This is a genomic window from Thioalkalivibrio sp. ALgr3, from assembly GCF_000377325.1.
GTDB lineage: Bacteria > Pseudomonadota > Gammaproteobacteria > Ectothiorhodospirales > Ectothiorhodospiraceae > Thioalkalivibrio.
Genome location: NZ_KB897977.1, coordinates 144757 through 167934 on the forward strand (window position 1 = coordinate 144757; position 23178 = coordinate 167934).

Annotated in this window: 21 protein-coding genes; 2 read left to right on the forward strand and 19 right to left on the reverse strand. The window is 67.2% G+C overall.

All coding sequences use genetic code 11. The features are described 5' to 3' along the window. The first annotated feature begins 13 nt into the window (after positions 1 to 13). On the forward strand, positions 14 to 700 hold the full coding sequence (locus C998_RS0103320; protein ID WP_018869430.1) for a rhomboid family intramembrane serine protease: 687 nt from the start codon (positions 14 to 16) through the stop codon (positions 698 to 700). Between the two features lie 18 nt (positions 701 to 718). Here the strand turns inward: C998_RS0103320 and galU are convergent, their stop codons facing one another. From galU to C998_RS0103405, 17 genes are all read right to left on the reverse strand, one after another. Further along, positions 719 to 1606: a UTP--glucose-1-phosphate uridylyltransferase GalU gene (gene galU, locus C998_RS0103325; protein ID WP_018869431.1), complete on the reverse strand. Its 888-nt coding sequence runs from the start codon at positions 1604 to 1606 to the stop codon at positions 719 to 721. A 59-nt stretch (positions 1607 to 1665) separates the two neighbouring features. After that, complete coding sequence (locus C998_RS0103330; RefSeq protein ID WP_051073616.1) at positions 1666 to 1908, reverse strand: helix-hairpin-helix domain-containing protein; 243 nt, start codon at positions 1906 to 1908, stop codon at positions 1666 to 1668. Between the two features lie 122 nt (positions 1909 to 2030). After that, complete coding sequence (pyrF, locus tag C998_RS0103335; protein ID WP_018869433.1) at positions 2031 to 2771, reverse strand: orotidine-5'-phosphate decarboxylase; 741 nt, start codon at positions 2769 to 2771, stop codon at positions 2031 to 2033. After that, positions 2772 to 3998, reverse strand: a complete 1227-nt coding sequence (locus tag C998_RS0103340; RefSeq protein WP_018869434.1) for a tetratricopeptide repeat protein — start codon at positions 3996 to 3998, stop codon at positions 2772 to 2774. It lies immediately after the preceding gene. Between the two features lie 6 nt (positions 3999 to 4004). Continuing rightward, positions 4005 to 4322 (reverse strand): lipopolysaccharide assembly LapA domain-containing protein, encoded by a 318-nt coding sequence (locus tag C998_RS0103345; protein ID WP_018869435.1) that lies wholly within the window; start codon positions 4320 to 4322, stop codon positions 4005 to 4007. A 13-nt stretch (positions 4323 to 4335) separates the two neighbouring features. After that, positions 4336 to 4632: an integration host factor subunit beta gene (locus C998_RS0103350; RefSeq protein WP_018869436.1), complete on the reverse strand. Its 297-nt coding sequence runs from the start codon at positions 4630 to 4632 to the stop codon at positions 4336 to 4338. Positions 4633 to 4717: 85 nt separating this feature from the next. Then, positions 4718 to 6388 (reverse strand): 30S ribosomal protein S1, encoded by a 1671-nt coding sequence (gene rpsA / locus C998_RS0103355; RefSeq protein WP_018869437.1) that lies wholly within the window; start codon positions 6386 to 6388, stop codon positions 4718 to 4720. Between the two features lie 55 nt (positions 6389 to 6443). Further along, positions 6444 to 7169 carry a (d)CMP kinase gene (cmk, locus tag C998_RS0103360; RefSeq protein ID WP_018869438.1) on the reverse strand — a complete coding sequence of 242 codons (726 nt, stop codon included), beginning with the start codon at positions 7167 to 7169 and terminating at the stop codon, positions 6444 to 6446. Further along, entirely contained in the window at positions 7166 to 8470 is a 1305-nt protein-coding gene (gene aroA, locus C998_RS0103365) for a 3-phosphoshikimate 1-carboxyvinyltransferase (RefSeq protein ID WP_018869439.1), read from the reverse strand. The genes cmk and aroA overlap by 4 nt, the downstream gene beginning before the upstream one ends. A gap of 4 nt (positions 8471 to 8474) precedes the next feature. Then, a complete protein-coding gene (locus C998_RS0103370) occupies positions 8475 to 9356 on the reverse strand; it encodes a prephenate dehydrogenase/arogenate dehydrogenase family protein (protein ID WP_018869440.1) in 882 nt (293 codons plus the stop codon). Next, the gene (gene hisC, locus C998_RS0103375) at positions 9353 to 10504 is read right to left on the reverse strand and encodes a histidinol-phosphate transaminase (protein ID WP_018869441.1); all 1152 of its coding nucleotides are present in this window, start codon (positions 10502 to 10504) and stop codon (positions 9353 to 9355) included. The genes C998_RS0103370 and hisC overlap by 4 nt, the downstream gene beginning before the upstream one ends. 9 nt (positions 10505 to 10513) lie before the next feature. Continuing rightward, positions 10514 to 11599 (reverse strand): prephenate dehydratase, encoded by a 1086-nt coding sequence (pheA, locus tag C998_RS0103380; RefSeq protein ID WP_018869442.1) that lies wholly within the window; start codon positions 11597 to 11599, stop codon positions 10514 to 10516. A gap of 3 nt (positions 11600 to 11602) precedes the next feature. After that, positions 11603 to 12766, reverse strand: coding sequence for a phosphoglycerate dehydrogenase (locus C998_RS0103385; protein ID WP_018869443.1), 1164 nt, complete (start codon positions 12764 to 12766; stop codon positions 11603 to 11605). Between the two features lie 13 nt (positions 12767 to 12779). Further along, positions 12780 to 13862, reverse strand: a complete 1083-nt coding sequence (serC, locus tag C998_RS0103390; RefSeq protein WP_018869444.1) for a 3-phosphoserine/phosphohydroxythreonine transaminase — start codon at positions 13860 to 13862, stop codon at positions 12780 to 12782. Beyond that, on the reverse strand, positions 13859 to 16507 hold the full coding sequence (gyrA, locus tag C998_RS0103395) for a DNA gyrase subunit A (RefSeq protein WP_018869445.1): 2649 nt from the start codon (positions 16505 to 16507) through the stop codon (positions 13859 to 13861). Before gyrA ends, serC begins: the two co-directional genes overlap by 4 nt. 77 nt (positions 16508 to 16584) lie before the next feature. After that, complete coding sequence (gene mtnA / locus C998_RS0103400) at positions 16585 to 17673, reverse strand: S-methyl-5-thioribose-1-phosphate isomerase (protein WP_018869446.1); 1089 nt, start codon at positions 17671 to 17673, stop codon at positions 16585 to 16587. 312 nt (positions 17674 to 17985) lie between these two features. Next, complete coding sequence (locus C998_RS0103405) at positions 17986 to 20244, reverse strand: ComEC/Rec2 family competence protein (RefSeq protein ID WP_018869447.1); 2259 nt, start codon at positions 20242 to 20244, stop codon at positions 17986 to 17988. A 95-nt stretch (positions 20245 to 20339) separates the two neighbouring features. Here C998_RS0103405 and C998_RS0103410 point away from each other — a divergent pair, with 95 nt between their 5' ends. Continuing rightward, positions 20340 to 21017: a DUF2062 domain-containing protein gene (locus C998_RS0103410; protein ID WP_018869448.1), complete on the forward strand. Its 678-nt coding sequence runs from the start codon at positions 20340 to 20342 to the stop codon at positions 21015 to 21017. A gap of 18 nt (positions 21018 to 21035) precedes the next feature. Here the strand turns inward: C998_RS0103410 and C998_RS0103415 are convergent, their stop codons facing one another. After that, complete coding sequence (locus C998_RS0103415) at positions 21036 to 21737, reverse strand: ABC transporter ATP-binding protein (protein WP_018869449.1); 702 nt, start codon at positions 21735 to 21737, stop codon at positions 21036 to 21038. Continuing rightward, positions 21730 to 22980, reverse strand: coding sequence for a lipoprotein-releasing ABC transporter permease subunit (locus C998_RS0103420; protein ID WP_018869450.1), 1251 nt, complete (start codon positions 22978 to 22980; stop codon positions 21730 to 21732). Before C998_RS0103420 ends, C998_RS0103415 begins: the two co-directional genes overlap by 8 nt. Positions 22981 to 23178: the final 198 nt, after the last annotated feature.

Sequence of the window (23178 nt, forward strand, 5' to 3'; positions counted from 1 at the left end):
GCGCACCCTCCGCATGACCCATCCTGATCCGCGCTCGCCGCGCTTCAGCATGATGCCTCCGGTGATCGGTTTCCTGCTGGTCACCAACGTCCTGCTGTTCCTGGCCATGCCCGCGCTGGGCAACTGGCTGATGGCCCATTTCGCCCTGTGGCCGATCGGCACCCCGTCCACCATCATGCAGGACGGCTCGATGATGCGCGTGCCGGATTTCCAGCTCTGGCAGCTGGTGACCTATGGCTTCCTGCATGGCGGGCCGCTGCACCTGTTCGTCAACATGTTCGTGGTATGGATGCTGGGCGTTCAGGTCGAGAATTCATGGGGTTCGCGCATGTTCGCGACCTATTTTCTGATCTGTGTGATCGGGGCCGGTCTGGTGCAGCTGGTGGTCACTGCAGGGGGCAACGGTGATGCCATCTACCCCACCGTGGGGGCCTCCGGCGGGGTGTTCGGGGTGCTGCTGGCATTCGGGATGATGTTCCCCAACCAGCGCCTGTTCCTGATCTTCCTGCCGATTCCGATCAAGGCCAAGTACTTCGTGATCGGTTACGGCATCCTCGAGCTCTATCTGGGGGTATCCGGGACCATGTCGGGGATCGCCCATTTCGCGCATCTGGGCGGCATGGTGGTGGGGCTGCTGATGATCCAGTACTGGCGCGGGCGGTTGCCGGTTCGGCCCCGGCATCGGCGGCTTTGGTGGTGAGCGCCGGGCCCGGACGCGTCAGCTGTCCGTCCGCGTGCGCAGGTATTCGCGGAAATCGTCCTTGAGTTCGGGGTGGTCGAGGGCGAACTCGACCGTGGCCTCGAGATAGCCCAGCTTGCTGCCGCAGTCGAAACGCCGCCCGGAGAACTCCCAGGCCGTCACGCGTTCCTCCTCGCGCAGGCGATCGATGGCATCGGTCAGCTGGATCTCGCCGCCGGCCCCGGGTTCCTGCCGTTCCAGCAGATCGAAGATCCGCGGCGTCAGCACATAGCGCCCGACCACGGCTACGTTCGACGGTGCAAAGGCCGGATCGGGCTTTTCCACGATGCCCTTCACGTCCCAGCTGCGGGGACCGGTGCGTTCCGGATCGATGATGCCGTACTGATGGGTGCGGTCTTCGGGCACCTCCTCCACGCCCAGCACGCTGCAGCCATGGCCGTTGTACTGCTCCACCATCTGCGCGGTGGCCCCGCCATCCACGGCCTCGATCAGGTCATCCGCCAGGATCACGGCGAACGGTTCTTCGCGCACCACGGGGCGCGCACAGGCGACCGCATGCCCCAGCCCCAGGGCTTCGGCCTGGCGCAGGTACACGCAAGTGACGCTGGATGGAACGATGTTGCGGATGCGTTCGAGGAGCTCGGTCTTGCCCCGCTCCTCCAGCTCGTTCTCCAGCTCGTAGGCCTTGTCGAAATGATCGGGGATGGCGCGCTTGTTGCGTCCGGTGACGAACACCAGGGTATCGATCCCCGCCGCGACGGCCTCTTCGGCGGCATACTGGATCAGCGGCTTGTCCACTACCGGGAGCATTTCCTTGGGGTTGGCCTTGGTCGCCGGCAGAAAGCGCGTCCCCATGCCGGCCACGGGAAAGACCGCGGTACGGATTCGTTTGCTCTTTTCGGTCATGTGCCCTCCGGGCCGCGGGGCATGGCCGCGCGATGGCGGTCATGCCCCGGCCGCTCTCCCTATTCCAGTTCAATCCGATCCAGATTCATTTCCACCGTCCGTTCGCCAATGCCGGACACCTCGGTCAGGGCCTGCACGGATTCGAAATCCCCGTGTTCTTCCCGGTGTTCGAGGATGGCACGCGCCGTGACCTCACCGACATTGCTCAGGGTGACCAGCTCCTCCAGCGGTGCCGAATTGACGTTGACGGGCACCTGTTCGCCGGCAGTGACCGGCGAGCCGAGGCTCAGCCCCAGCGCCATGGCAGGCAGCAACACCCGGGCGGAACGGAACATGGATACAGTACGGATCATGGTGAACCTCCTTGTCTTTTCAATGGTGGCGAGCGCCGTCTCCCATGCGCTCACCATGGATCCTAGCCCGATCACTGCGTCGGGGAAACCCCCTGCATGCGTCCCGCGATCGTCCGCATCGCAGCGGCGGGATCCTGCGCACGGGTGATCGGCCGGCCCACCACAATGGCACTGGCGCCGGCCTCCAGTGCCCGTTCCGGCGTCATCACCCGTTTCTGGTCGTCGTCCCCGGCCGTTTCCAGGCGAATCCCGGGCGTCACCAGCCTGGGTGCCGCCCCCAGCTCCTCGCGCAGCATCGCCGCTTCGCGCGCGGAACATACCAGCCCGTCCAGCCCCGCCTGCTCCACCGCCAGGCGCCCCAGGCGCATGACCTGGCCATCCGGGGTGTCCTGCACGCCGGTCTCCTCCAGGGTCGCGCGGTCACTGGAGGTCAGCACCGTTACGGCCAGCAGGGCCGTCCGTTCATTGACCTCGCGGACCGCGTCACGGGCTGCCCGCATCATCGCCAGGCCGCCGGAAGCGTGCAGGTTCACCAGCCACACATCCATGCGGGCCGCCGCGCGACAGGCGGCCGCAACCGTGTTGGGGATGTCGTGAAACTTGAGGTCCAGGAACACCCGGAAGCCGAGCCCGTGCAGCCGTTCGACCAGATCCGGTCCGGCGACCACGAACAGCTCGAAACCCACCTTCAGCGCACACTGGTGGGGGTCCAGACTGCGGGCGAAGGCCAGCGCCTCGTCGCCGGAGGCGAAGTCCAGGGCGACGATCAGCCGCGGCTCCTGGAGGTTCGGGGTTTCCGTTACCGGGTCCATTCAGTGGCTCTCCTCGCGAATCAGCGCCGCTTCGGCGTCTTCAGTGTTCTGATCGATATCGAAATCCAGCCCGCGCAGGGTGTCCCAGCGCCGGCAGCTGGGGCATTGCCAGACATGGCCGCGGCCCTGGTACCCGCAGTTGGTGCATTGATACAGGTGCTGACTGCGCAGCTGGTCCGACAGAGCCTTCTCGAAGGCCGTAAATTCGCTTACGTAGCTCTGCACCGCGGGCAGTACCTTCATCCAGCGCACCGCCTCCAGCAGCCCCGAGGTGGGTACCGGGCGCTGGGCCAGGATGACCCCCAGCTCATGCAGCGCCCGGTCCATGCGTCCGGTCCGTCGATACAGCCGCATCAGCGCGATACGCGCCATGGTCACGCCGCGGGTCTCGGCGAGGTCGGTCAGTACTTGTTCCAGCGCCGCCAGACGATGCTCGCCCGGCAGGGCCTGATGCAGCTGCTCCAGCCGCGGGACCAGCAACGGTGCCAGCCGCGGCGTGCGGGCCACTGCATCACTGCCGTAATCGATGGCCTCGCGAATGCGTCCCTCGCGTTCGGCGATTTCCGATTTCAGCAGCAGGGCCCGCGACAGACCCGGTACCAGGGCTTCGGCCTGACCTGCCCGCTCGGAGGCCTCGGCCAGGTCATTGCGTTCCAGCGCCTCGCTCGCCAGTTCGCAATGGTAATGCGCAACCCGCAGGGGTTCCTGTGGCGAGCCCTCGGCGCGCAGCCGGTTGCCGACCTCGATCGCCTTGTCCCACTCGCGCTGCGTCTCGTAGACGTGCCGCAGGCCTTCCAGTGCCTCGGAGGCCTGGTTCGGCGAATTCATCAATTCGCGGAACACCCCCTCGGCCCGATCGAGCACCCCCGCCAGCAGGAAGTCCTGGCCCAGTTCGCACAGCGCCTGTGCCCGCTGGGCATCGGTCAGCGCCGGGCGCGCCACCAGGTTCTGGTGAATGCGGATCGCGCGGTCCACCTCGCCCCGCCGCCGGAACAGGCGCCCCAGGATCACATGGGTTTCAAAGGTTTCATGGTCGACCTCGACCATCTCGATGAAGGTCTGCAGGGCGTCGTCGGTACGATCGTCCAGCAGGTATCGTACGCCCTGGAGATAGCGGTCCAGCGCGGGATCGCGGGTTTCTTCCTCCTCGGGAACCCCTCGGCGCGCGGCCCACCAGCCACTGGCGGCGGCAACCGGCAACAGCAGCCAGAACCAGTCCTCAATCATTCCGGTTCAGTAGAAATCCCGCATCGGCGCGGTCCGCAGCTGTTCCACCTCGACCCGCAGCGCACGGTTCTCATCCCGTAGCCGGTCGATCTTGTGTTGCAGACGCCGCAGCCTGAGCCAGAAGATCAGGGATGCAATCAGTACACCCGCCAGGGCGCTCAGGCCCAGGAGCACGATCAAGGGGGCCTCGAGGGTGAGACCGGGGAGATGAAGGGTGGCGGCGCCCTCGTTGAACACCACCAGGATCCCGATGCTCGAGGAGATCAGGATCAGGGCCACGAATGCGACCCAATGCCGCAGCCGGGACTTTCCGCGCTCGGCCATTCGTCGTATCCGCCTACTGGTCCTTTTGCGCGCCGTCATTGACGCGTTCCCGCAATTCCTTGCCGGGCTTGAAGTGAGGGACATATTTGCCGGGCAGGGCCACGCCCTCGCCGGTCTTGGGATTCCGGCCCATACGCGGGGGCCGGAAATGCAGCGCAAAGCTGCCGAATCCGCGAATTTCCACCCGCTCGCCACTGGCCAGTGCCTGACTCATCCGCTCCAGCAGGGCCTTGACGCTCAGTTCGACGTCGCGTGGCGGAAGGTGCGGTGATTTGCGGGCAAGATTGTCGATCAATTCCGATTTGGTCATCTGGCACTCGCAGCAAAGGGGGAGGAAAGACAAAAAAAGGCCCGCACCCGCGGTTGCGACGCGGATGCGGGCGGTGGAACGGGGCTTAGTCGTTCTTGCCCATCTGTTCCTTCAGCAGGTCGCCCAGCGAGGTGGTGGCGCCGCCGCCCTGCCCGTATTCGGACACGGCTTCGGCCTCCTCGGCACGATCCTTCGCCTTGATGGACAGGCTGATCGCACGGGTCTTCTTGTCCACGCCCATGAACTTGGCCTCGACCTCGTCGCCCACGTTGAGCACCGTACGCGCGTCTTCCACGCGGTCCTGGGAGATGTCGGCGGCGCGCAGGATCCCGTCGATCCCATCGGCCAGTTCGATCACGGCGGCCTTGGCGTCCACTTCCTTGACCGTACCCTTCACGATGCTGCCCTTGCTGTGTTCGGCCACGAAGTTGGCGAACGGGTCGCGGTCCAGCTGCTTCAGGCCCAGGGAGATGCGCTCGCGTTCCGGATCCACGGACAGGACCACGGCCTCGACCTCGTCACCCTTCTTGAAGTTGCGGATGGCCTCTTCGCCCGATTCGCTCCAGGAAAGATCCGACAGGTGGATCAGGCCGTCGATGCCGCCTTCCAGGCCCACGAACACGCCGAAATCGGTGATCGACTTGATCTGGCCACGGACCTTCTCGCCACGGTTGTGGTTGGCGGCGAAGTCGTCCCACGGGTTGGACTGGCACTGCTTCATGCCCAGCGAGATACGGCGACGCTCTTCGTCCAGGTCCAGGATCATCACCTCGACCTCGTCGCCAATGGCCACGACCTTGCCCGGGTTCACGTTCTTGTTGGTCCAGTCCATTTCGGAGACGTGCACCAGGCCTTCCACGCCGTCTTCGATTTCGACGAAGCAGCCGTAGTCGGTGATGTTGGTGACCTTGCCGAAGATGCGGGTGCCGGTCGGGTAACGCCGGGTGATGTTCTCCCACGGATCCTCGCCCAGCTGCTTCAGGCCCAGCGAGACACGCATGCGCTCGCGGTCGAACTTGAGCACCTTGACTTCGACTTCCTGGCCGATTTCAACGACATCGGACGGATGCTTGACGCGCTTCCAGGCCATGTCGGTGATGTGGAGCAGGCCGTCGATGCCGCCCAGATCCAGGAACGCACCGTAGTCGGTGAGGTTCTTGACGATACCCTTGACCTGCGCACCTTCCTGCAGGTTCTTGAGCAGTTCCTCGCGCTCGGCGCTGTATTCCTGCTCGACCACGGCGCGACGCGACACGACCACGTTGTTGCGACGGCGATCCAGCTTGATGAGCTTGAACTCCAGCTCCTTGCCTTCCAGATACGCGGTATCGCGCACCGGACGGACATCCACGAGTGAACCCGGCAGGAATGCACGGATGTCGCCCAGTTCGACGGTGTAGCCGCCCTTGACCTTGCCGGAGATCTTGCCGGTGACGTATTCCTCGTCTTCCATCGCCCGTTCGAGGCGATCCCAGGCCTTGGCACGCTTGGCCTTCTCGCGAGACATGCGGGTCTCGCCGAAGCCGTCTTCCGGGGTTTCCAGGGCAACTTCCACGACATCGCCCACGGCGACTTCGAGTTCCCCTTCGTCGTTCATGAACTGCTCGGTGGGGATGACTCCCTCGGACTTCAGGCCCGCGTTCACCACGACGACTTCCGGGTTCACCTCAATGACGGTGGCACTGAGGATGGCACCCGGCTGCATCTGGGTGTAGGCCATGCTCTCTTCGAGCAGTTGCGCGAAACTTTCACTCATGGATTTAAAAACCTGTTAAATTAAATGCGGTTACAGAAACTTCCTGAAACCGGTTTCAAGTGTTGTCGATCCCGCTGCCCGGGGTTTCGTCGGCAGGGGGGCGGTCTTCCGGGAGTACGTCCCGCAGGCGCTCCAGGATGAGATCGACCACGGCGACGATGTCCAGATCCGTGGTATCCAGGACCCAGGCATCCTCGGCCGGCTTGAGCGGCGCCACGCTGCGTTCGCGGTCGCGACGGTCGCGTTCTTCCATCTCTTCCCGAAGTTCTTCAAGGCTAGCACTAAGTCCTTGTTCCAGCAACTGCAGTTGGCGACGCCGCGCACGTTCCTCGGCACTGGCATCGAGAAAGATCTTCAGATCCGCTTCGGGGAACACGATGGTCCCCATGTCGCGCCCGTCGGCGACCAGGCCGGGCGGCACCGCGAAATCGCGCTGGCGCTGCAGCAGTGCCTCGCGTACGGCGGGAATGGCTGCTGCACGCGAGGCGTCGTTGCCCGCCTGCTCGGTGCGCAGCTCCTCGTCGACGGGGTCGCCTTCCAGCAGGGTCGTGACCCGTGTGGCATCGCGGTCGATTTCAAAGCGTACGTCCAGCGCCTGAGCCAGGTCGGGGACGGCCGCCGCGTCGTCCGGCTCCACACCCTGCCGGCGTGCGGCCAGGCCCACCAGGCGGTACAGCGCGCCGCTGTCGAGCAGGTGCCAGCCCATGGCCGCCGCGATGCGCATGCAGACGGTACCCTTGCCTGCGCCGCCGGGACCGTCGATGGTCAGTACCGGGGTCATTGGGCCTCCAGATGCAGTCCGGTCTGCCGCGCCAGGTCGGCGAAGTCGGGGAACGACGTCGCGACGTTGCGGCAATCGTGAATGGTGACGGGCGCGTCGGCGCGGAGTGCGGCCATGGCGAAGGCCATGGCGATGCGGTGATCTCCGTGGCTCTGGATCTCGCCACCCTGAAAACCGTCGCCCCCCTGAATGCGGATGCCGTCCGGCCGAACCTCGCAGTCGACGCCGAGGGCCGCGAGGCCGTCGGCCATCACCTGGATGCGGTCGCTTTCCTTGACGCGCAATTCCTCGGCGCCGGTCAGCACGGTCTCGCCGTGGGCGCAGGCGGCGGCGATGAAGATGGCCGGGAATTCGTCAATGGCCAGCGGCACCTGATCCTCCGGGATCTCGATCCCGCGCAGCTCGTGCGACAGCACCTCGATGTCGGCCACCGGCTCGCCACTGACCTCGCGCAGATCCAGCAGACGAATATCGGCGCCCATGCGGCGGAGGATCTCGATCACGCCGGTCCGGGTCGGGTTGACCCCGACGTGGCGCAGGATCACGTGGGAACCCGGCGCGATCGACGCCCCGACCATGAAGAAGGCGGCCGAAGAGATGTCCGCGGGTACGTCCACGTCGCCACCGCGCAGGCGCCCGCCGCCGGCCACGCAAGCCGTGGCCCCGTCGCGTTCCACTTCGATGCCGAAGCCTTCCAGCATGCGTTCGGTATGATCACGGGTTGGCGCGGGTTCGGTCACGCAGGTGCGGCCCTCGGCCCACAGGCCGGCGAGGAGCAGTGCGGACTTGACCTGGGCCGAGGCGACCTCGAGGGCGTATTGCGTGCCCTGCAGCGGCTTTCCGCCCCGCACCCGCAACGGCGGGGTGCCGCCTTCGGCGGTGTCGATCTGCGCGCCCATGCGCGCCAGTGGCTCGGTGACCCGGCGCATGGGCCGACGCGACAGGGAGGTGTCTCCGGTGAGCTCGCTGTCGAACGCCTGCCCGGCGAGCACACCGCACAAAAGTCGCATGGCGGTACCCGAATTGCCCATGTCCAGCGGACCATCGGGCGCACGCAGGCCGTGCATCCCGACCCCCTCGATGACGACCTCGCCCGGCCCTTCGCGGCGGATGGGGACACCCATCGCGCGAAACGCTTCCAGGGTAGCGAGGCAGTCCTCCCCTTCGAGGAAGCCGGTCACGTGGGTGGTGCCTTCGGCCAGCGCCCCCAGCATGATGGCCCGATGCGAAATCGACTTGTCGCCGGCGACCCGCAGGGTCCCGCTGAGGACGCCGCCGGGTTGAACGGTCAGGGTATCCATCGGTTCAGGTATCCAGTTGAGCTCGGGCGGGATCACAGAAACGATCCCGCGTGGTCTTGGCGTGGGTGAATTCCTGCTCCAGGCGCTGCCCGTCGCCCTGCTCGATCGCCTGCCGCAGGGATTCGAGATCGGCCTGGTAACGTTCGATCACCTCCAGGATGGAGGGCCCGTTGGCAAGACAGATGTCGCGCCAGACGACCGGGTCGCTGGAGGCAATGCGGGTGAAGTCACGAAAACCGCCCGCAGCATAATGGAAGATCTCGTCGCGGTCGCTCATCTTCGACAGGGACGCCACCAGGGTAAAGGCCAGCACGTGCGGGAGGTGGCTGGTGGCTGCCAGCACGTGATCGTGATGCGCCGGCGTCATGAATTCGACCCGCGCGCCGGCGGTCTGCCACATCGCGGTCACGCGGTTGGTCGCCATTACGCTGGTGGCGTCGGCCGGCGTCAGGATCACCAGCCGTTCGCGGAACAGTTCGGGAAAGGCGGCCGCCACCCCGCTCTGCTCGGTGCCCGCGATCGGATGCCCGGGGACGAACTGCCGCGGAACCTCGCCGAACCCCCGCGCCAGGGCCTCCAGCACCGCCTGTTTGCTGCTGCCCACGTCGGTCAGCGGCGCATCCTCCGGCCAGATCCCGGCGAGCGATGCCGCCAGCCCTTCCATGGCCCCCAGCGGTACGGCCAGCACACCCATGTCGGCCCCCCGGGCGGCCTCGGCGGGATCGGTGGTCCATTCGTCGATCACACCCAGGCGTTCGGCCTCGCGCAGATTGTCCGGATTGCGCGAACAGCCCACGACCGTCCCCACCTCCCCGGCCTCGCGCAGCGCCAGCGCCAGCGAACCGCCGATCAGGCCGACTCCGAAAATGACCAGCCGGTCGATCATGCAAGGGCCTCGCGCAGGGCAGCCAGGAATCGTTCGTTATCCTCCGCGGTCGAGACCGTGACGCGCAGATGCCCGGGCAGCCCGTAATTTTCCACCGGCCGGGCAATGACCCCACGCCGCTGCAGGCGGTCATGTACCGCGTTGACGTCGGTGCCGGTGTCAAAGGTAATGAAATTGCCGACCGAAGGGATGACCCGCAGGCCCATGGCCCGGAGTTCGCGATCCAGCTGCACCAGGCCTTCCCGGTTGACCGCCACCGAGTGCCGGATGTGGTCGCTGTCCTCGAGCGCGGCCAGACCGGCCGCCTGAGCGACCGCGTTCACGTTGAACGGCTGACGCACCCGGTTGAGCATGTCGGCCACCGGCGCCGAACTCACGGCATAGCCCAGGCGCAGCCCCGCCAGCCCCTGGATCTTGGAAAAGGTCCGGGTGACGACCACGTTGGGATAGCGGTCCAGCCAGCGCGTGGCATCCGGATAACCGTCTTCTTCCACGTATTCGGCATACGCCTCGTCGATCACGACCACCGTCTGCGGCGGCATCGCCGCCACGAAGGCCTCCAGCGCCTGCGCATCCACCCAGGTACCGGTCGGGTTGTTCGGGTTCGCCACGAACACCACCGCGGCGTCGTCATCCACCCGGGCGCGCATCGCATCCAGATCGTGCCCGAACGGCTGGCGGGCATCGTCCGCCGACACGGCCGGGACCACGCGCGCCTCGGCCCCGGTGGCCTGCGTCACCAGCGGGTACACCGCGAAGGCGTGGGCGGAAAACACCGACGCCCGCCCCGGCGCCAGCCAGGTCCGCGCGATCAGCTCCAGCACTTCGTTGGAGCCGTTGCCCAGGGTGATCTGCGCCGGATCCACTCCATGACGCGCGGCCAGCGCCGCCTTCAGCTCGAACGCATTGCCGTCGGGGTAGACATGGGCCTCGCCCAGCACGCCCCGGGCCGCCTCCACGGCGCGCGGCGACGGGCCCAGCGGGTTTTCGTTGGAAGCGAGCTTGACCGCCTCGCTGATGCCCAGCTCGCGTTCTAGCTCGGACACCGGCTTGCCCGGCTGATACGGCTGCAGTCCCTGCACGCCGGACACGGCCCGGGTGGCCGGACCCGGCCCGGGGGCTGCGGATTCGGAAGGATTCGTTGCCATGGATGCCTCTCAGGTTGCGGCCTGGGGGTAGCTGCCCAGGATCTTCACCGTGTCGGCGGTCTCCCTCAGCTGTTCCAGGCACCCGGCGATTTCCGGGTCCTCCTGGTGTCCCAGCAGGTCGAGGAAGAACACGTAGGTCCACTGCGCACAGCGCGAGGGACGGGATTCGATGCGCGTGAGGCTGATGCCGGCCTCGGCGATCGGCTTCAGCAACGCATACAGCGAGCCCGGCCGGTTGGCCGTGCTCAGCATGATTGACGTACGGTCCGCGCCGCTGGGACGGGTGGTGGCCGTCCCGATGATGAGGAACCGGGTGGTGTTGTCGGCGCGGTCCTCCACGTGCTCCACCTGTACCGGAACCCCGTAGTGCTCCGCCGCCACGCGCGATGCAATCGCCGCCGCGGACCCATCTCCGGCCGCCAGTTCCGCCGCGCGGGCGTTGCTGGCCACCGCATGGCGCTCGGCGTGGGGCAACCATGTATCCAGCCACTCACGGCACTGCGCCAGCGCCTGAGCGTGGGCCAGTACCCGGCGGACCTCGCCGAGATCGGAACTTTGCGACAGCAGGTGATGGTGGATCGGCGTCACGACCTCGCCGCAGATCTGCAGCGACGAGTCCATGAAGCAGTCCACCGTATGCGTGACCACACCCTCGGAGCTGTTCTCGATCGGAACGACGCCGAACTGCGCCCGCCCGGTTTCCACCGCGCCGAACACGGCGTCGATGGACGCCAGCGGCGTGGTCGTGACCGCATGGCCGAAATGCTTGCGCGCGGCCAGGTGGGTGAAGGTCCCTTCCGGCCCCAGATAAGCCACCGTGAGCGGATGCTCCAGGGCCAGACATTCGGACATGATCTCCCGGAACAGCCGGACGATCACGTCATCCGCCAGCGGCCCCGGATTTTCCTCCCGCACCCGACGCAGGATCTCGGCTTCGCGTTCCGGCCGGTAGAACACCGGCTCCTCGCCGTTGTCGCGCTTGACCCGCGCGACCGATTCCGCGCAGCGGGCCCGCTCGCTGAGCAGGGCCAGCAGCTCGCCGTCGATCGCATCGATCCGCGCGCGCAGCGACGCGAGGGACTCCCTTTCGCTCACGACCTAGAGCACCCGCGCCCGCAGTACACCGTCGATGCCATACAGCGCATCCAGCGTGGTCGGACTGGGATGTCCGTCCACGTCCAGCATGGTGTAGGCGATGTCCCCGCGGGAGTCATTCATCAGATGGAGGATGTTGATGTCGGATTCACCGATGACATGCGAGATCTGCGCCACACGGTCCGGCAGGTTGCGGTTGACCACCGCGATGCGCGCCTGCCCCTTGCGCTCCAGCACCAGGGTCGGCAGGTTCACCGAATTGACGACGTTACCGTTTTCGAGATAGTCACGCAGCTGATCGGCGATCATCACCGCGCAGTTCTCTTCCGACTCGGTGGTCGACGCGCCCAGGTGCGGCAGCGTGATCACCCGCGGGTGATCCAGCAGCCCGGGGACCGGGAAGTCGGTCACGTAGGCGTGCAGGTGGCCCTCGTTGAGGGCCTCGCCGGCCGCGGCATCATCCACAATCCCGTCGCGGGCCATGTTCAGCACCATCGCACCGGGGTTCATCGAACGGATGCGCTCGGCGTTGACCAGGTTCTGCGTGTTTTCGGTCAGGGGCACGTGCACCGTGACCGCATCCGCCCCTTCCAGTGCCGCATCCACCGACCGCGCACGTTCGATGTCCGAGGCCATCTGCCAGGCGCTCTCCACGGTGATCTTGGGGTCGAAGCCGACGACCTCCATCCCCATGGAGCGGGCGGCGTTCGCCACCTTGACCCCGATCGCTCCCAGGCCGAGCACGGCCAGCCGCCGTCCCGGCAGTTCGAAGCCGCTGAAGCGCTTCTTCCCGTGTTCCACCGCCTCGGTGAAGCTCGAGTCATCGGGATCCAGGGACTGCACGTAACCCGCCGCGGGGACCAGATTGCGAGCCCCGAGCAGCAGCCCCGCGATCACCAGCTCCTTGACCGCGTTGGCGTTGGCCCCCGGGGCATTGAAGACCGCGACGCCGCGCTCGGTGAGATCCTGCACGGGGATGTTGTTCACCCCGCTGCCGGCGCGCCCGACGGCCAGCACGGAATCCGGGATGGTCTCCCCGTGCAGGTCATGCGAACGCAGCATGATCGCATCCGGGTCTTCCAGACCGGAGGCGACTTCGTAGGTTTCGCGCGGGAAGCGTTCCAGCCCCCGCAGCGCAATGTTGTTGTAGGTCTTGACGCGGTACATCACGACCTCCTTTTCAGGCGTGGCGTTCCTCGAAATCCGCCATGAATTCGATCAGGGCGTCGACGGCCTCTTCCGGCACCGCGTTGTAGATGCTCGCGCGCATGCCGCCCACCGAGCGGTGGCCCTTCAGCGAGGACAGACCGGCCGCGTCGGCTTCCTTCAGGAACGGACCGTCGAGGCTGTCGTCGGCGAGGATGAACGGCACGTTCATCCACGAACGCGCACTCGGCTCCACCGGGTTGCGATAGAACGCCGAGTTGTCGATGAAACGATAGAGCTTGTCTGCCTTGCGCTGGTTGATCTCGGCCATCTTTTCCAGCCCGCCCTGTTCCAGCAGCCATTCGAAGACCAGGCCGGCGAAATACCAGCCGAAGGTCGGCGGGGTGTTGTACATGGAGTCGTTGTCGGCCTGCAGCTTCCAGTCCAGGACGGCGGGTACCTGGCCCTTCTCGCGTTCCAGCAGGTCCTTGCGCACGATCACCACGGTCACGCCGGCCGGACCGATGTTCTTCTGGGCGCCGGCGTAGATCACGCCGAACTTCGAGACATCGATCGGACGCGACAGGATGGTGGAGGACATGTCCGCCACCAGCGGCTTGTCGCCCACGTCGGGCACCTCGTGGAATTCCACCCCGCCGATGGTCTCGTTCGGCGTGTAGTGCACGTAGGCGGCGTTCGGATCGAGTTTCCAGGTCGAACGCTCGGGGATGGACGCATAGCCCTCGGCCTGGGAACTGGCGACGATGTTCACCGGGCCGACCTTCTGCGCTTCCTTGATCGCCTTTCCGGACCAGGCCCCGGTGTCGATGTAGTCCATCGGCTGGCCACCCGGCTGCAGGTTCATCGGGATCGCGGAGAACTGGCCGGTGGCCCCGCCCTGCAGGAACAGCACCGCGTAGTCGTCGGGGATGCCCATCAGCTTGCGCAGATCGGCTTCCGCCTTTTCAGCGACTTCCATGAAGGGTTTGCCGCGATGACTCATCTCCATCACGGACATCCCGGCACCGTGGAAGTCCAGCATCTCGTCGCGTGCCCGTTCCAGCACCGCCTGCGGCAGGGCCGCGGGACCGGCGCTGAAGTTCCAGATTCGGCTCATTCTTCATCTCCCTTTTCGCTGGGTTCGCGGCCGCCCTGCGGCTCGTCCTCGTGCGTTTCCGGGGCGGCCGACTGTTGATTCTCCGCGTCGGCTTCCGCGTCAGTATCGTCTTCGTCGCCGGCGAAGCGCGCCACCCGTGCCAGTTCCACCAGCTGTTCGCCGGAATCCAGACGGATCAGGCGTACGCCCTGGGTGTTTCGGCCGATCAGCGGAATCTCTTCCACCGGCATGCGCACCAGCGTTCCGCCATTGGTGATCAGCATCGCCTCGTCGTCTTCCTGCACCCGGGCGGCTCCCACCAGGGCGCCGTTGCGCCCTTCGGTCTGGATCGCGATCACGCCCTGGCCGCCGCGCCGGTGGACCGGGAACTCGTCGAAGCGGGTGCGCTTCCCGTAGCCGTTCTCGGTGGCAAACAGCGCCGCTCCTTCGTCCACGTTCAGCAGCGCGATCACCCGCTGGTCGTCGTCCATGCGCACGCCACGCACCCCGCAGGCCGTGCGACCCATGGCGCGCACGTCGGTCTCGGAGAAGCGCACCGCCTTGCCCGCGGTGGTCACCAGCATCACGTCCTGGCTGCCGTCGGTCAGCGATACGTCCACCAGGTGGTCGCCCTCGCGCAGATCCACGGCGATGATGCCGCTGGCGCGCCGTCGCGAGAAGTCCGTCAGTGGGGTCTTCTTGACCGTGCCCTGGGCGGTGACCATGAACACGTAATGATCCGGATCGTAGCTGCGCACCGGGAGGATCGCATTGATGCGCTCGTCGGATTCGAGAGGCAACAGATTGACGATGGGCTTGCCCCTGGATGCGCGCGAGCCCTGTGGCAGCTCGTAGACTTTCAGCCAGTACACCCGGCCGCGGCTGGAGAAACACAGCACCGTATCGTGGGTGTTGGCCACCAGCAGGCGGTCGATGAAGTCCTCTTCCTTGAAGCTGGCCGCCGCCTTGCCGCGGCCGCCGCGGCGCTGCGCGCGGTAGTCCGCCACCGGCTGGTACTTCACGTAACCGGCGTGCGACAGCGTGACGACCACGTCCTCCTCGCCGATCAGATCCTCCAGCGTCAGGTTGGCCTGCTGCTCGCGGATCTCGCTCATGCGGTCGTCGCCGAAGCGCTCGGCCACGCCCAGAAGCTCGCCCCGGATCTCCTGCTGCAGGCGTTCGGGCGAGCCGAGAATGTCCAGCAGGTCCTCGATGGTATCCAGCAGCTGGCGATATTCGTCGACGATCTTGTCCTGTTCCAGACCGGTCAGGCGGTGCAGGCGCAGGTCGAGGATCGCCTGGGCCTGGGTCTCGGACAGGCGGTAGCCGTCCTCGCCCATGCCGAATTCGGCTTGCAGGTCTTCCGGGCGCGAGGCCGCGGCCCCGGCGCGGTCGAGCATCCCTTCCACCATGCCCGGCGGCCAGCTGCGCGCCAGCAGGCCGGCTTTCGCTTCGGCCGGATTGGGCGCGTTGCGGATCAGTTCGATCACCGGGTCGATGTTGGCCAGCGCGATCGCCAGCCCTTCCAGTACATGGGCCCGCTCGCGTGCCTTGCGCAGATCAAAAATGGTCCGGCGGGTCACTACCTCGCGGCGGTGGCGCAGGAACGCCTCGAGGATCTGGCGCAGGTCCAGGACCTTCGGCTGGCCGTCGACCAGCGCCACCAGGTTGATGCCGAACACGTTCTGCATCTGGGTGTGCATGTACAGGTGGTTGAGCACCACCTCGCTCATCTCGCCGCGCTTGAGTTCGATGACCAGGCGCATGCCGTCCTTGTCGGACTCGTCGCGCAGCTCGGAGATGCCCTCGATGCGCTTTTCCTTGACCAGCTCGGCGATCTTCTCGGTCAGGCGCGCCTTGTTCACCTGGTACGGCAGCTCGGTGACCACGATGGCCTCGCGCTGCCCGCCTTCCAGCGGCTCCACGTGCGAACGCGCACGGATCACCGCCCGACCGCGCCCGGTGCGGTAGGCCTCGCGGATCCCCTCGACGCCGTTGATGATCCCGGCGGTGGGGAAATCCGGGCCCGGCAGGTATTCCATCAGGCCGTCGACATCGATCTCGGGGTGGTCGATCAGCGCCACGCAGGCATGGATGACCTCGCGCAGGTTGTGCGGCGGGATGTTGGTCGCCATGCCCACGGCGATCCCGGAGGAGCCGTTCACCAGCAGGTTGGGGAACTTCGCGGGCAGGACCGAGGGCTCCTGTTCGGAGCCGTCGTAGTTGTCGACGAAATCGACCGTTTCCTTGTCGATGTCGGCCAGCAGCTCGGTGGCGATGCGCGCCATGCGCACTTCGGTATAGCGCATCGCAGCCGGCGAATCGCCGTCGATCGAGCCGAAGTTGCCCTGTCCGTCGGCCAGCATGTAGCGCATCGAGAACGACTGCGCCATGCGGACGATGGCGTCGTATACGGCCGAGTCGCCGTGCGGGTGGTATTTACCGATCACGTCACCGACCACGCGGGCCGATTTCTTGTACGGCTTGTTCCAGTCGTTGCCCAGTTCCCGCATGGCGTAGAGCACACGACGATGGACGGGCTTGAGGCCGTCGCGCACGTCGGGGAGTGCGCGTCCCACGATCACGCTCATCGCGTAATCGAGGTAGGACTGCTGCATCTCGTCTTCGAGATTGACCGGGAAGATTTCCTTGGCGAATTCAGCCATCGATGGGTCACGCCGTCCGTTAGAACAAGCCCGCGATCATACCATATTCCCCCGCCGGAGGCGCCCTGCCGGGGCGGTCAGGTTCCCTCGTGAACGCCTCGCGGTTCGGGGGTATCTCCGGGGTCCGGCCGCCAGGCCGCCAGGCGTTCGGCGTCGGGGTTCTCGACCACTCCCCGCTCGGTCACGATGGCGTCGATCAGCCCGGCGGGAGTGACATCGAATGCCGGGTTGTAGGCGGCGGCCCCGGCGGCTGCCAGGGGCTGGCCCGCGAGCGTCAGTACTTCACCCGCATCGCGCTGCTCGATCGGGATGGCATCGCCGGCGGGGGTTGCATAATCGATGGTGGCGACCGGAGCGGCGACCATGAAACGCACGCCGTGCGCTCGCGCCAGCAATGCCAGCCCGTACGTACCGATCTTGTTGGCGGTGTCGCCATTGGCCGCAATGCGATCCGCGCCCACCACCACGCAGCCGACCTCGCCGCTCTGCAGCAGCCGCGCCGCGGCGCCTTCGCACAGCAGGGTCACCGGAATCCCGTCATGCACCAGCTCCCAGGCCGTAAGCCGGCTGCCCTGCATCCAGGGACGGGTCTCGTCGGCGTAGACCCCGGTGATGCGCCCCTGGTCCCAGGCGGCGCGAATCACTCCCAGCGCGGTCCCGTAGCCCCCGGTCGCCAGGGAGCCGGTGTTGCAATGGGTCAGCACGGCGCGGCCCGGTTCGATCAGCGCGGCGCCATGGGCGCCGAGCTCGCGATTGCCGGCGATGTCGGCTTCCAGCATCGCCATGGCTTCCTCGCGCGTCGCGGTCAGCGCGGCCCGGGCGCTTCCGGCGGCCGCGACCACCGCCTGCATCCGGTCCAGCGCCCAGAACAGGTTCACGGCGGTGGGTCGTGCCCCCCGCAGGGTCGCGATGTCGGCGCCCACGCGCTCGCGCCAGTCCGCGGCCTGCAGCGCTCGATGACAGGCCAGCACCACCCCGAACGCCGCGGTGATGCCGATCGCCGGTGCCCCGCGCACCACCATCTCGCGGATCGCGTCCGCCACCGCCGGGGCATCATCCAGAGCCAGGAAGGTTTCCTCCGCGGGCAGACGGCGCTGATCCAGCAGCCAAAGACGGTCGTCGGCAAAGCGGACGGGGCGAATCGTATCGGAAGCAAAATCATTCATCCGCCCAGTCTAGGGAAACTCTGATCAATGTACACACTCGCGCTCGAGTCGCTTTTGCGTGCGAACAAGGCGCGGTGACCGCCGTGCAGTCATTCTGCACAAGGGAGCCGCAACGCCGTGCGCGCTCAAAAGCGGCCGAGCCCCTTCGGGGTTGGCACCCCGGGTTCCCCGATCCTGCGTTGCGGCACTTGCCGGTAGAACCACTACCGGCTGCGCGCCACGCCTTGTCTCGGAAAACCCGGGGTGCCAACGCGAGCGTGTACATTGATCAGGGTTTCCCTGGCTTGGAGTGACATGGCTTGCCTCGGTCATTCAGGGGTGCGGGCGTTGCCAGAACCGGCGACGTTCGTTCCGCCAGCCCGCGCCCGCCTCCCAGGCGGTTCCGGCCCGCAGGCGCAGGGCCCCGTCCGTGGCCGTGGCACGCAGGTCGACGGGGCCCGGCCTGTCGGGACCGTCGGGCATCGTGCCCGCTACCCAGCGGGTGGGTGCCCGCACCCCGGCCAGCCCCTCCCCGTTGTCGATGGCCATCGCGGGTTCGGCGGTCACCAGCAGGCGTGCCTGCAGGTCCTGGTCGGGCGTTTCGTGGCCCAGCACCGCCGCACCGAGTCCGCGCAGCCCGCCGGTCAGCAGCAATGCGCCACCGGCGCTCTCGATCCGCAGCACGCAACTGGCGGCGCGCGAGGCATCCCAGCCGCGTGGTGGATGCAGGACGCGAAACACTACCCCGTCCCGTTGCCACTGCTGCCCGGCCCGGCAGGCCCGATAGACCGGACCGGACTCGCGGATCCGTCGGGGGTGTCGCTCGTCACGGTGCAGCACCCGCTCGACCTCCACGGCCGCGGTCATGGCCTGCAGTGCGGCGGCGCGCGACCCGCTGTCGTCAAGCAGCCCGTCGGCCACGATGACCCGGTCGATCCGGTTTCGCTGGCGTGCCCGCAGGGCAGGCAGCAAGGCCGATTCCACGTCGCGGGCACGTCCCGGGCCGTAGACCACCACGTGGTTGCGGGTCTCCAGCAACACCACTGCCTCGCGCCCGGTATCCAGCAGTTCCGCCCGCAGCTCGCCGTGGGACAGGTCCGGGCGCAGGGGCAAGCCCAGGGGCAGGGCCGCCAGCAGCACCCAGGGGGCCATCCGGCGACGTCCGGGCAGGAGCAGAAGAATTACCGCCAGGCCGGCGAGCAGGGCCGCCGCCAGCGGAACGCCCCGTTCGGCCACCGCGGCCGGCAGGTCGGCCAGGGCCTGCAGCAGCGTGACCAGCAGCCCCAGCACCGCATCGCCGAGCCACAACGGCGGGCCGCCCAGGGGCGGCCACAGCATGGCCAGTCCGGCCCCTGTCAGCAGTGCCGGGAGCACCACAAAGGAGATCAACGGGACGGCCACGATGTTGGCCAGCGGCGCGATCCACGATCCCAGCTGGAACCATGCCAGCGCCAGCGGCAGCATGGCGAGCGCCAGCAGCACCTGGATCGCCATGGCTTCGCGCAGCCCGGGGCGAGCGCGGCGCCCCTGAAGCAGGCCGAGGATCACCGCCACGGCACCAAACGAGAACCAGAAGCCCGGCGCCAGTACGCCGGGCGGGTCACGGATCAGGATGATGAGCGCTGCCAGCACCAGCGCCCGCCACGGGGCTCCGCCCCGCCCCAGCAGCAACGCAGCCAGCACCGCCAGCAGCATCAGCAGAGCGCGCTGGGTGGGGATGCTGAAACCCGCCAGCGCCGCATATCCCAGCGCGGCCAGGGCCGCCGCGGTGGCCGCCAGCACGCGGCGGGGCCAGCGTTCCCGTACGCCGGCCACATGACGCCAGAGCAGCGTGGCCAGCAGGGCTGAGAACCCCGCCACCAGGCCCACGTGCAACCCCGAGATCGCCATCAGGTGATTGGTGCCGGTCTGCAGGAAGGCGGTCCATTCGGCATCCGTCATGCCGCTGCGCTCGCCGATCACCAGCGCCTGCACCAGTCCCGGGTGGCGCAGTTCCGGAGCGGCGGCCTGCAGGCGGTCCCGGAGCGTGGCGCGCTGTCGGTGCAGGGCTCCGCGCAGGCCCCCCGGGGCCGTGTCATCGGCCGCGTGACGCAGGTCAGCGGCCGAGACGTTCAGGCGACCATGGAGGCCTGCGCGATAGAACCACGCCTCACGGTCGAAGCCGGCACGATTGGCACGGCCCTGCGGTGGATAGAGGCGCCCCTTCAGGCGCAGCACGTCCCCGGCCCCGACATCCGCCCGCGGGGGGTAGACCGAGACCTCCAGCCGGCGCGGTGGGTCGCCATGCGTCGCCAGATGGAATCGCGAGCTCCGTTCGCCGTGGCGCGGCAGGTCCACGACCCGGCCACTCAGCGTGGACTCCGGTTCGACCTGCGTCACCACCCGGTCCAGCCAGGTCGTGGCATGAACGGTTCCCAGCAGCAGCCCCGCGAGGCTCCCCGCCAGGACCGCGGACAGTGCCACCGGACGGCGCGTTATCATGGAAGCGACCAGAGTGGTGGCGAGCGCCACGAAGATCCACGGTGGCGGCAGGGCCGGCAGCTGGTGCACCAGCCACAGAACGGCCACAAAACCCGCGGCGAAGGGAATCATGTCCGCCCCGGCATTGTCCGCGGGGCATCCACGGGGTAGGGTCCACCTGCCCCAGGCGGTGACGCGCAAGGCCGGCAGGAGTCGAACCCGAGACCATGGCCCGACACATCATCAAGAAGCTGTTCCCCGGCATGGATCGCCTGCGGGGACACCGTGCGCTGGCCCCGCTGGGGCCACGCCTGCGCTCGCCGGATCTGTGGCATCTCAACCGCCGCTCCGTGGCCGGTGCTTTTGCCGTGGGGCTGTTCGTGGCCTTCCTGCCACTACCGATGCAGATGCTGATCGCGGGGGCGATCGCCATTCTGGCCCGGGTCAACCTGCCCATCTCGGTCATCCTGGTGTGGATTTCCAACCCGGTGACCATGCCCCCAATGTTGTATACGGCCTATACCGTGGGCCGCAAGCTCCTGGGCGAAGAACGGCGCGAATTCAGCACCGAGATCACCTGGGAATGGTTCGCCACCGAGATGCTGACGGTATGGAAGCCGTTGACGACCGGGTCACTGGTACTGGGCGCGGTGGCAGGCCTGGCCGGCTATCTGCTGGTGCGAGGTCTCTGGCGCCTGAACGTGATCCAGCGCGTGCGCCATCGGCGCTATCTCGCACGCCAGCGGCGCGAGCGCGAGGCCGAGCTGCGCGAGGTCTTCTCCCGCACCCCGGTGGATCCGGAAGCCCCGCGGGAATCACGCGAGACGAAGGCCGCCGAACCGGAAGCGGACTCCCGGGCTTCCGGCACTCGTTCCGACGGCGACGACCATTCGCGCCCGCATTGACCCGGCGTACCGCCGTGCTCAGTCGCCGTTGCCCTGCAGGTGTCCCTTGACCAGGTGAACCGAACGGTCCATCTGCGCGGCCAGCGTGGTGTCGTGGGTCACCAGGGCCAGCGCCGTGCCCGTGGCGCGGTTCATTTCCCGCAGCAGCGCGAACACGTGCTGTGCCCGTTCCTGGTCGAGATTGCCGGTGGGCTCGTCCGCGAGGATCGCCGAGGGTCGTGTCACCAGCGCCCGGGCAATGGCGACGCGCTGCCGCTCGCCACCGGAAAGCTCCGCGGGCTTGTGCTCCGCACGATCACCCAGGTCCACCTGTTCCAGCCAGTGCAGCGCCTCGCGACGTGCCTGCGGCCCCGGGGTCCGGCGGATCAGCAGCGGCATGGCGACATTTTCCGCCGCCGTCAGCTCGGGCAGGAGATGGTGGAACTGGTACACGAAGCCCAGATGGCGGTTGCGCAGGCGCCCGCGACGGGCCTCGCTCATCCCGGACCAGGGCGTGCCCAGCAGCCGGACTTCGCCGGCGGTCGGACGGTCCAGGCCGCCGAGCAGATGCAGGAGCGTGCTCTTGCCGCTGCCGGAGGCGCCGATGATTGCCACCAGCGCGCCGGGCTCCAGGGCGAAATCCACCCCGCCGAGCACGGTCACGTCCAGCTTGCCGTCGCGAAAGCGGCGCTCCAGACCCCGCGCCTCCAGCACCGTTGCATGCACGTCGTGATCAGTCATGGCGCAGCGCCTCCGCCGGCTGAGTCCGTGCCGCGCGCCAGGCCGGGAACAGGGTCGCCAGCACGGTCAGCAGGAACGCCACCCCGCCCACGCGCAGCACATCCGCCGGATCCAGTGCCGATGGCAGATCGCTGATGTAATAGACATCGGCGGACAGGAATTCGACCCCGGTCACCTGCTCGATGAACGGCACGACCACGTCGATGTTGAGCGCCAGCGCAACACCCGCCGCCGTCCCCAGAAGGATCCCGAACAGACCGATCACCATCCCCTGAACCACGAATACCGCCATGATGCCGGAGGGTGGCATCCCGAGGGTGCGCAGGATCGCGATATCGCCCTGTTTGTCGGTGACCAGCATGATCAACGTGGAAACGATGTTGAAGGCCGCCACGGCGACGATCAGCGACAGGATGATGAACATCACCATCTTCTCGATCTGGATCGCCCGGAACAGATTCGCATGCTGCCGGGTCCAGTCGGAGATGAAATAGGCGCCGTTGAGTTCGCGCGTCAGGTCCTGAGCGATCCGGCCCGCCTGCATCATGTCGTCCACGCGCAGGCGCAGCCCGGAGACATCCTCGCCGGTGCGGAACACCGCGCGGGCGTCGTCCAGATGGATGAAGGCCGTACCCCGGTCGTATTCATACATGCCGACCTCGAACAGCCCGACCACCTCGAAGCGCCGCATGCGCGGCATCACCCCGGCGGGAGACACGCTCGCCTGCGGGGCCATCAGGATCAGCGATTCACCCACCCGCACCTGCAGTTCCGCGGCCAGCTCGCGGCCCAGGATGATGCGGTAGGCGCCGCCTTCGAGCTGTTCCAGCGCCCCCTCCTCCATGTGCTCGCCGATCGGCGCCACTTCCAGCTCCAGTGCCGGATCCACACCCCGGATCATGCCGCCGGAAATCCGGTTGCGTGCACTCAGCATGGCCTCGCGCTGGACGTAGGGGGCCGCGGCCTGCACGCGTTCGTCGGCGGCGAGCACGCGCTCCTTCACGCTTTCCCAGTCCGCCAGGGCCCGTCGGCTCTCCTCCAGTGTGGCGTGCGACGCCATGCCGAGGATCCGCTCGCGCAGCTCCTTCTCGAAGCCGTTCATCACCGACAGCACCGTGATCAGCGCCATCACGCCCAGGATCAGGCCAAGGATCGAGACCACGGAGATGAACGAAATAAAGTGATTGCGACGTTTGGCGCGCGTGTAGCGCAGGCCGATCGCAACGGACAGGGGTCGGAACATTCGGCAAGAATGCCAGAACTGCGAACGTCCGCCCATACCCCGGAGAAACACTGATTGATGTACACGCTCGCGCCAGGCACCCCCCGGGTTTTCCGGGACAAGGCGCGGATGCACAAAATGCCGTATTCCCCTACTATAAGTGCGAGCCAGCCCGGTCCGACCCGGGACCCACATCCAGACGGAGACATGGCCATGCCA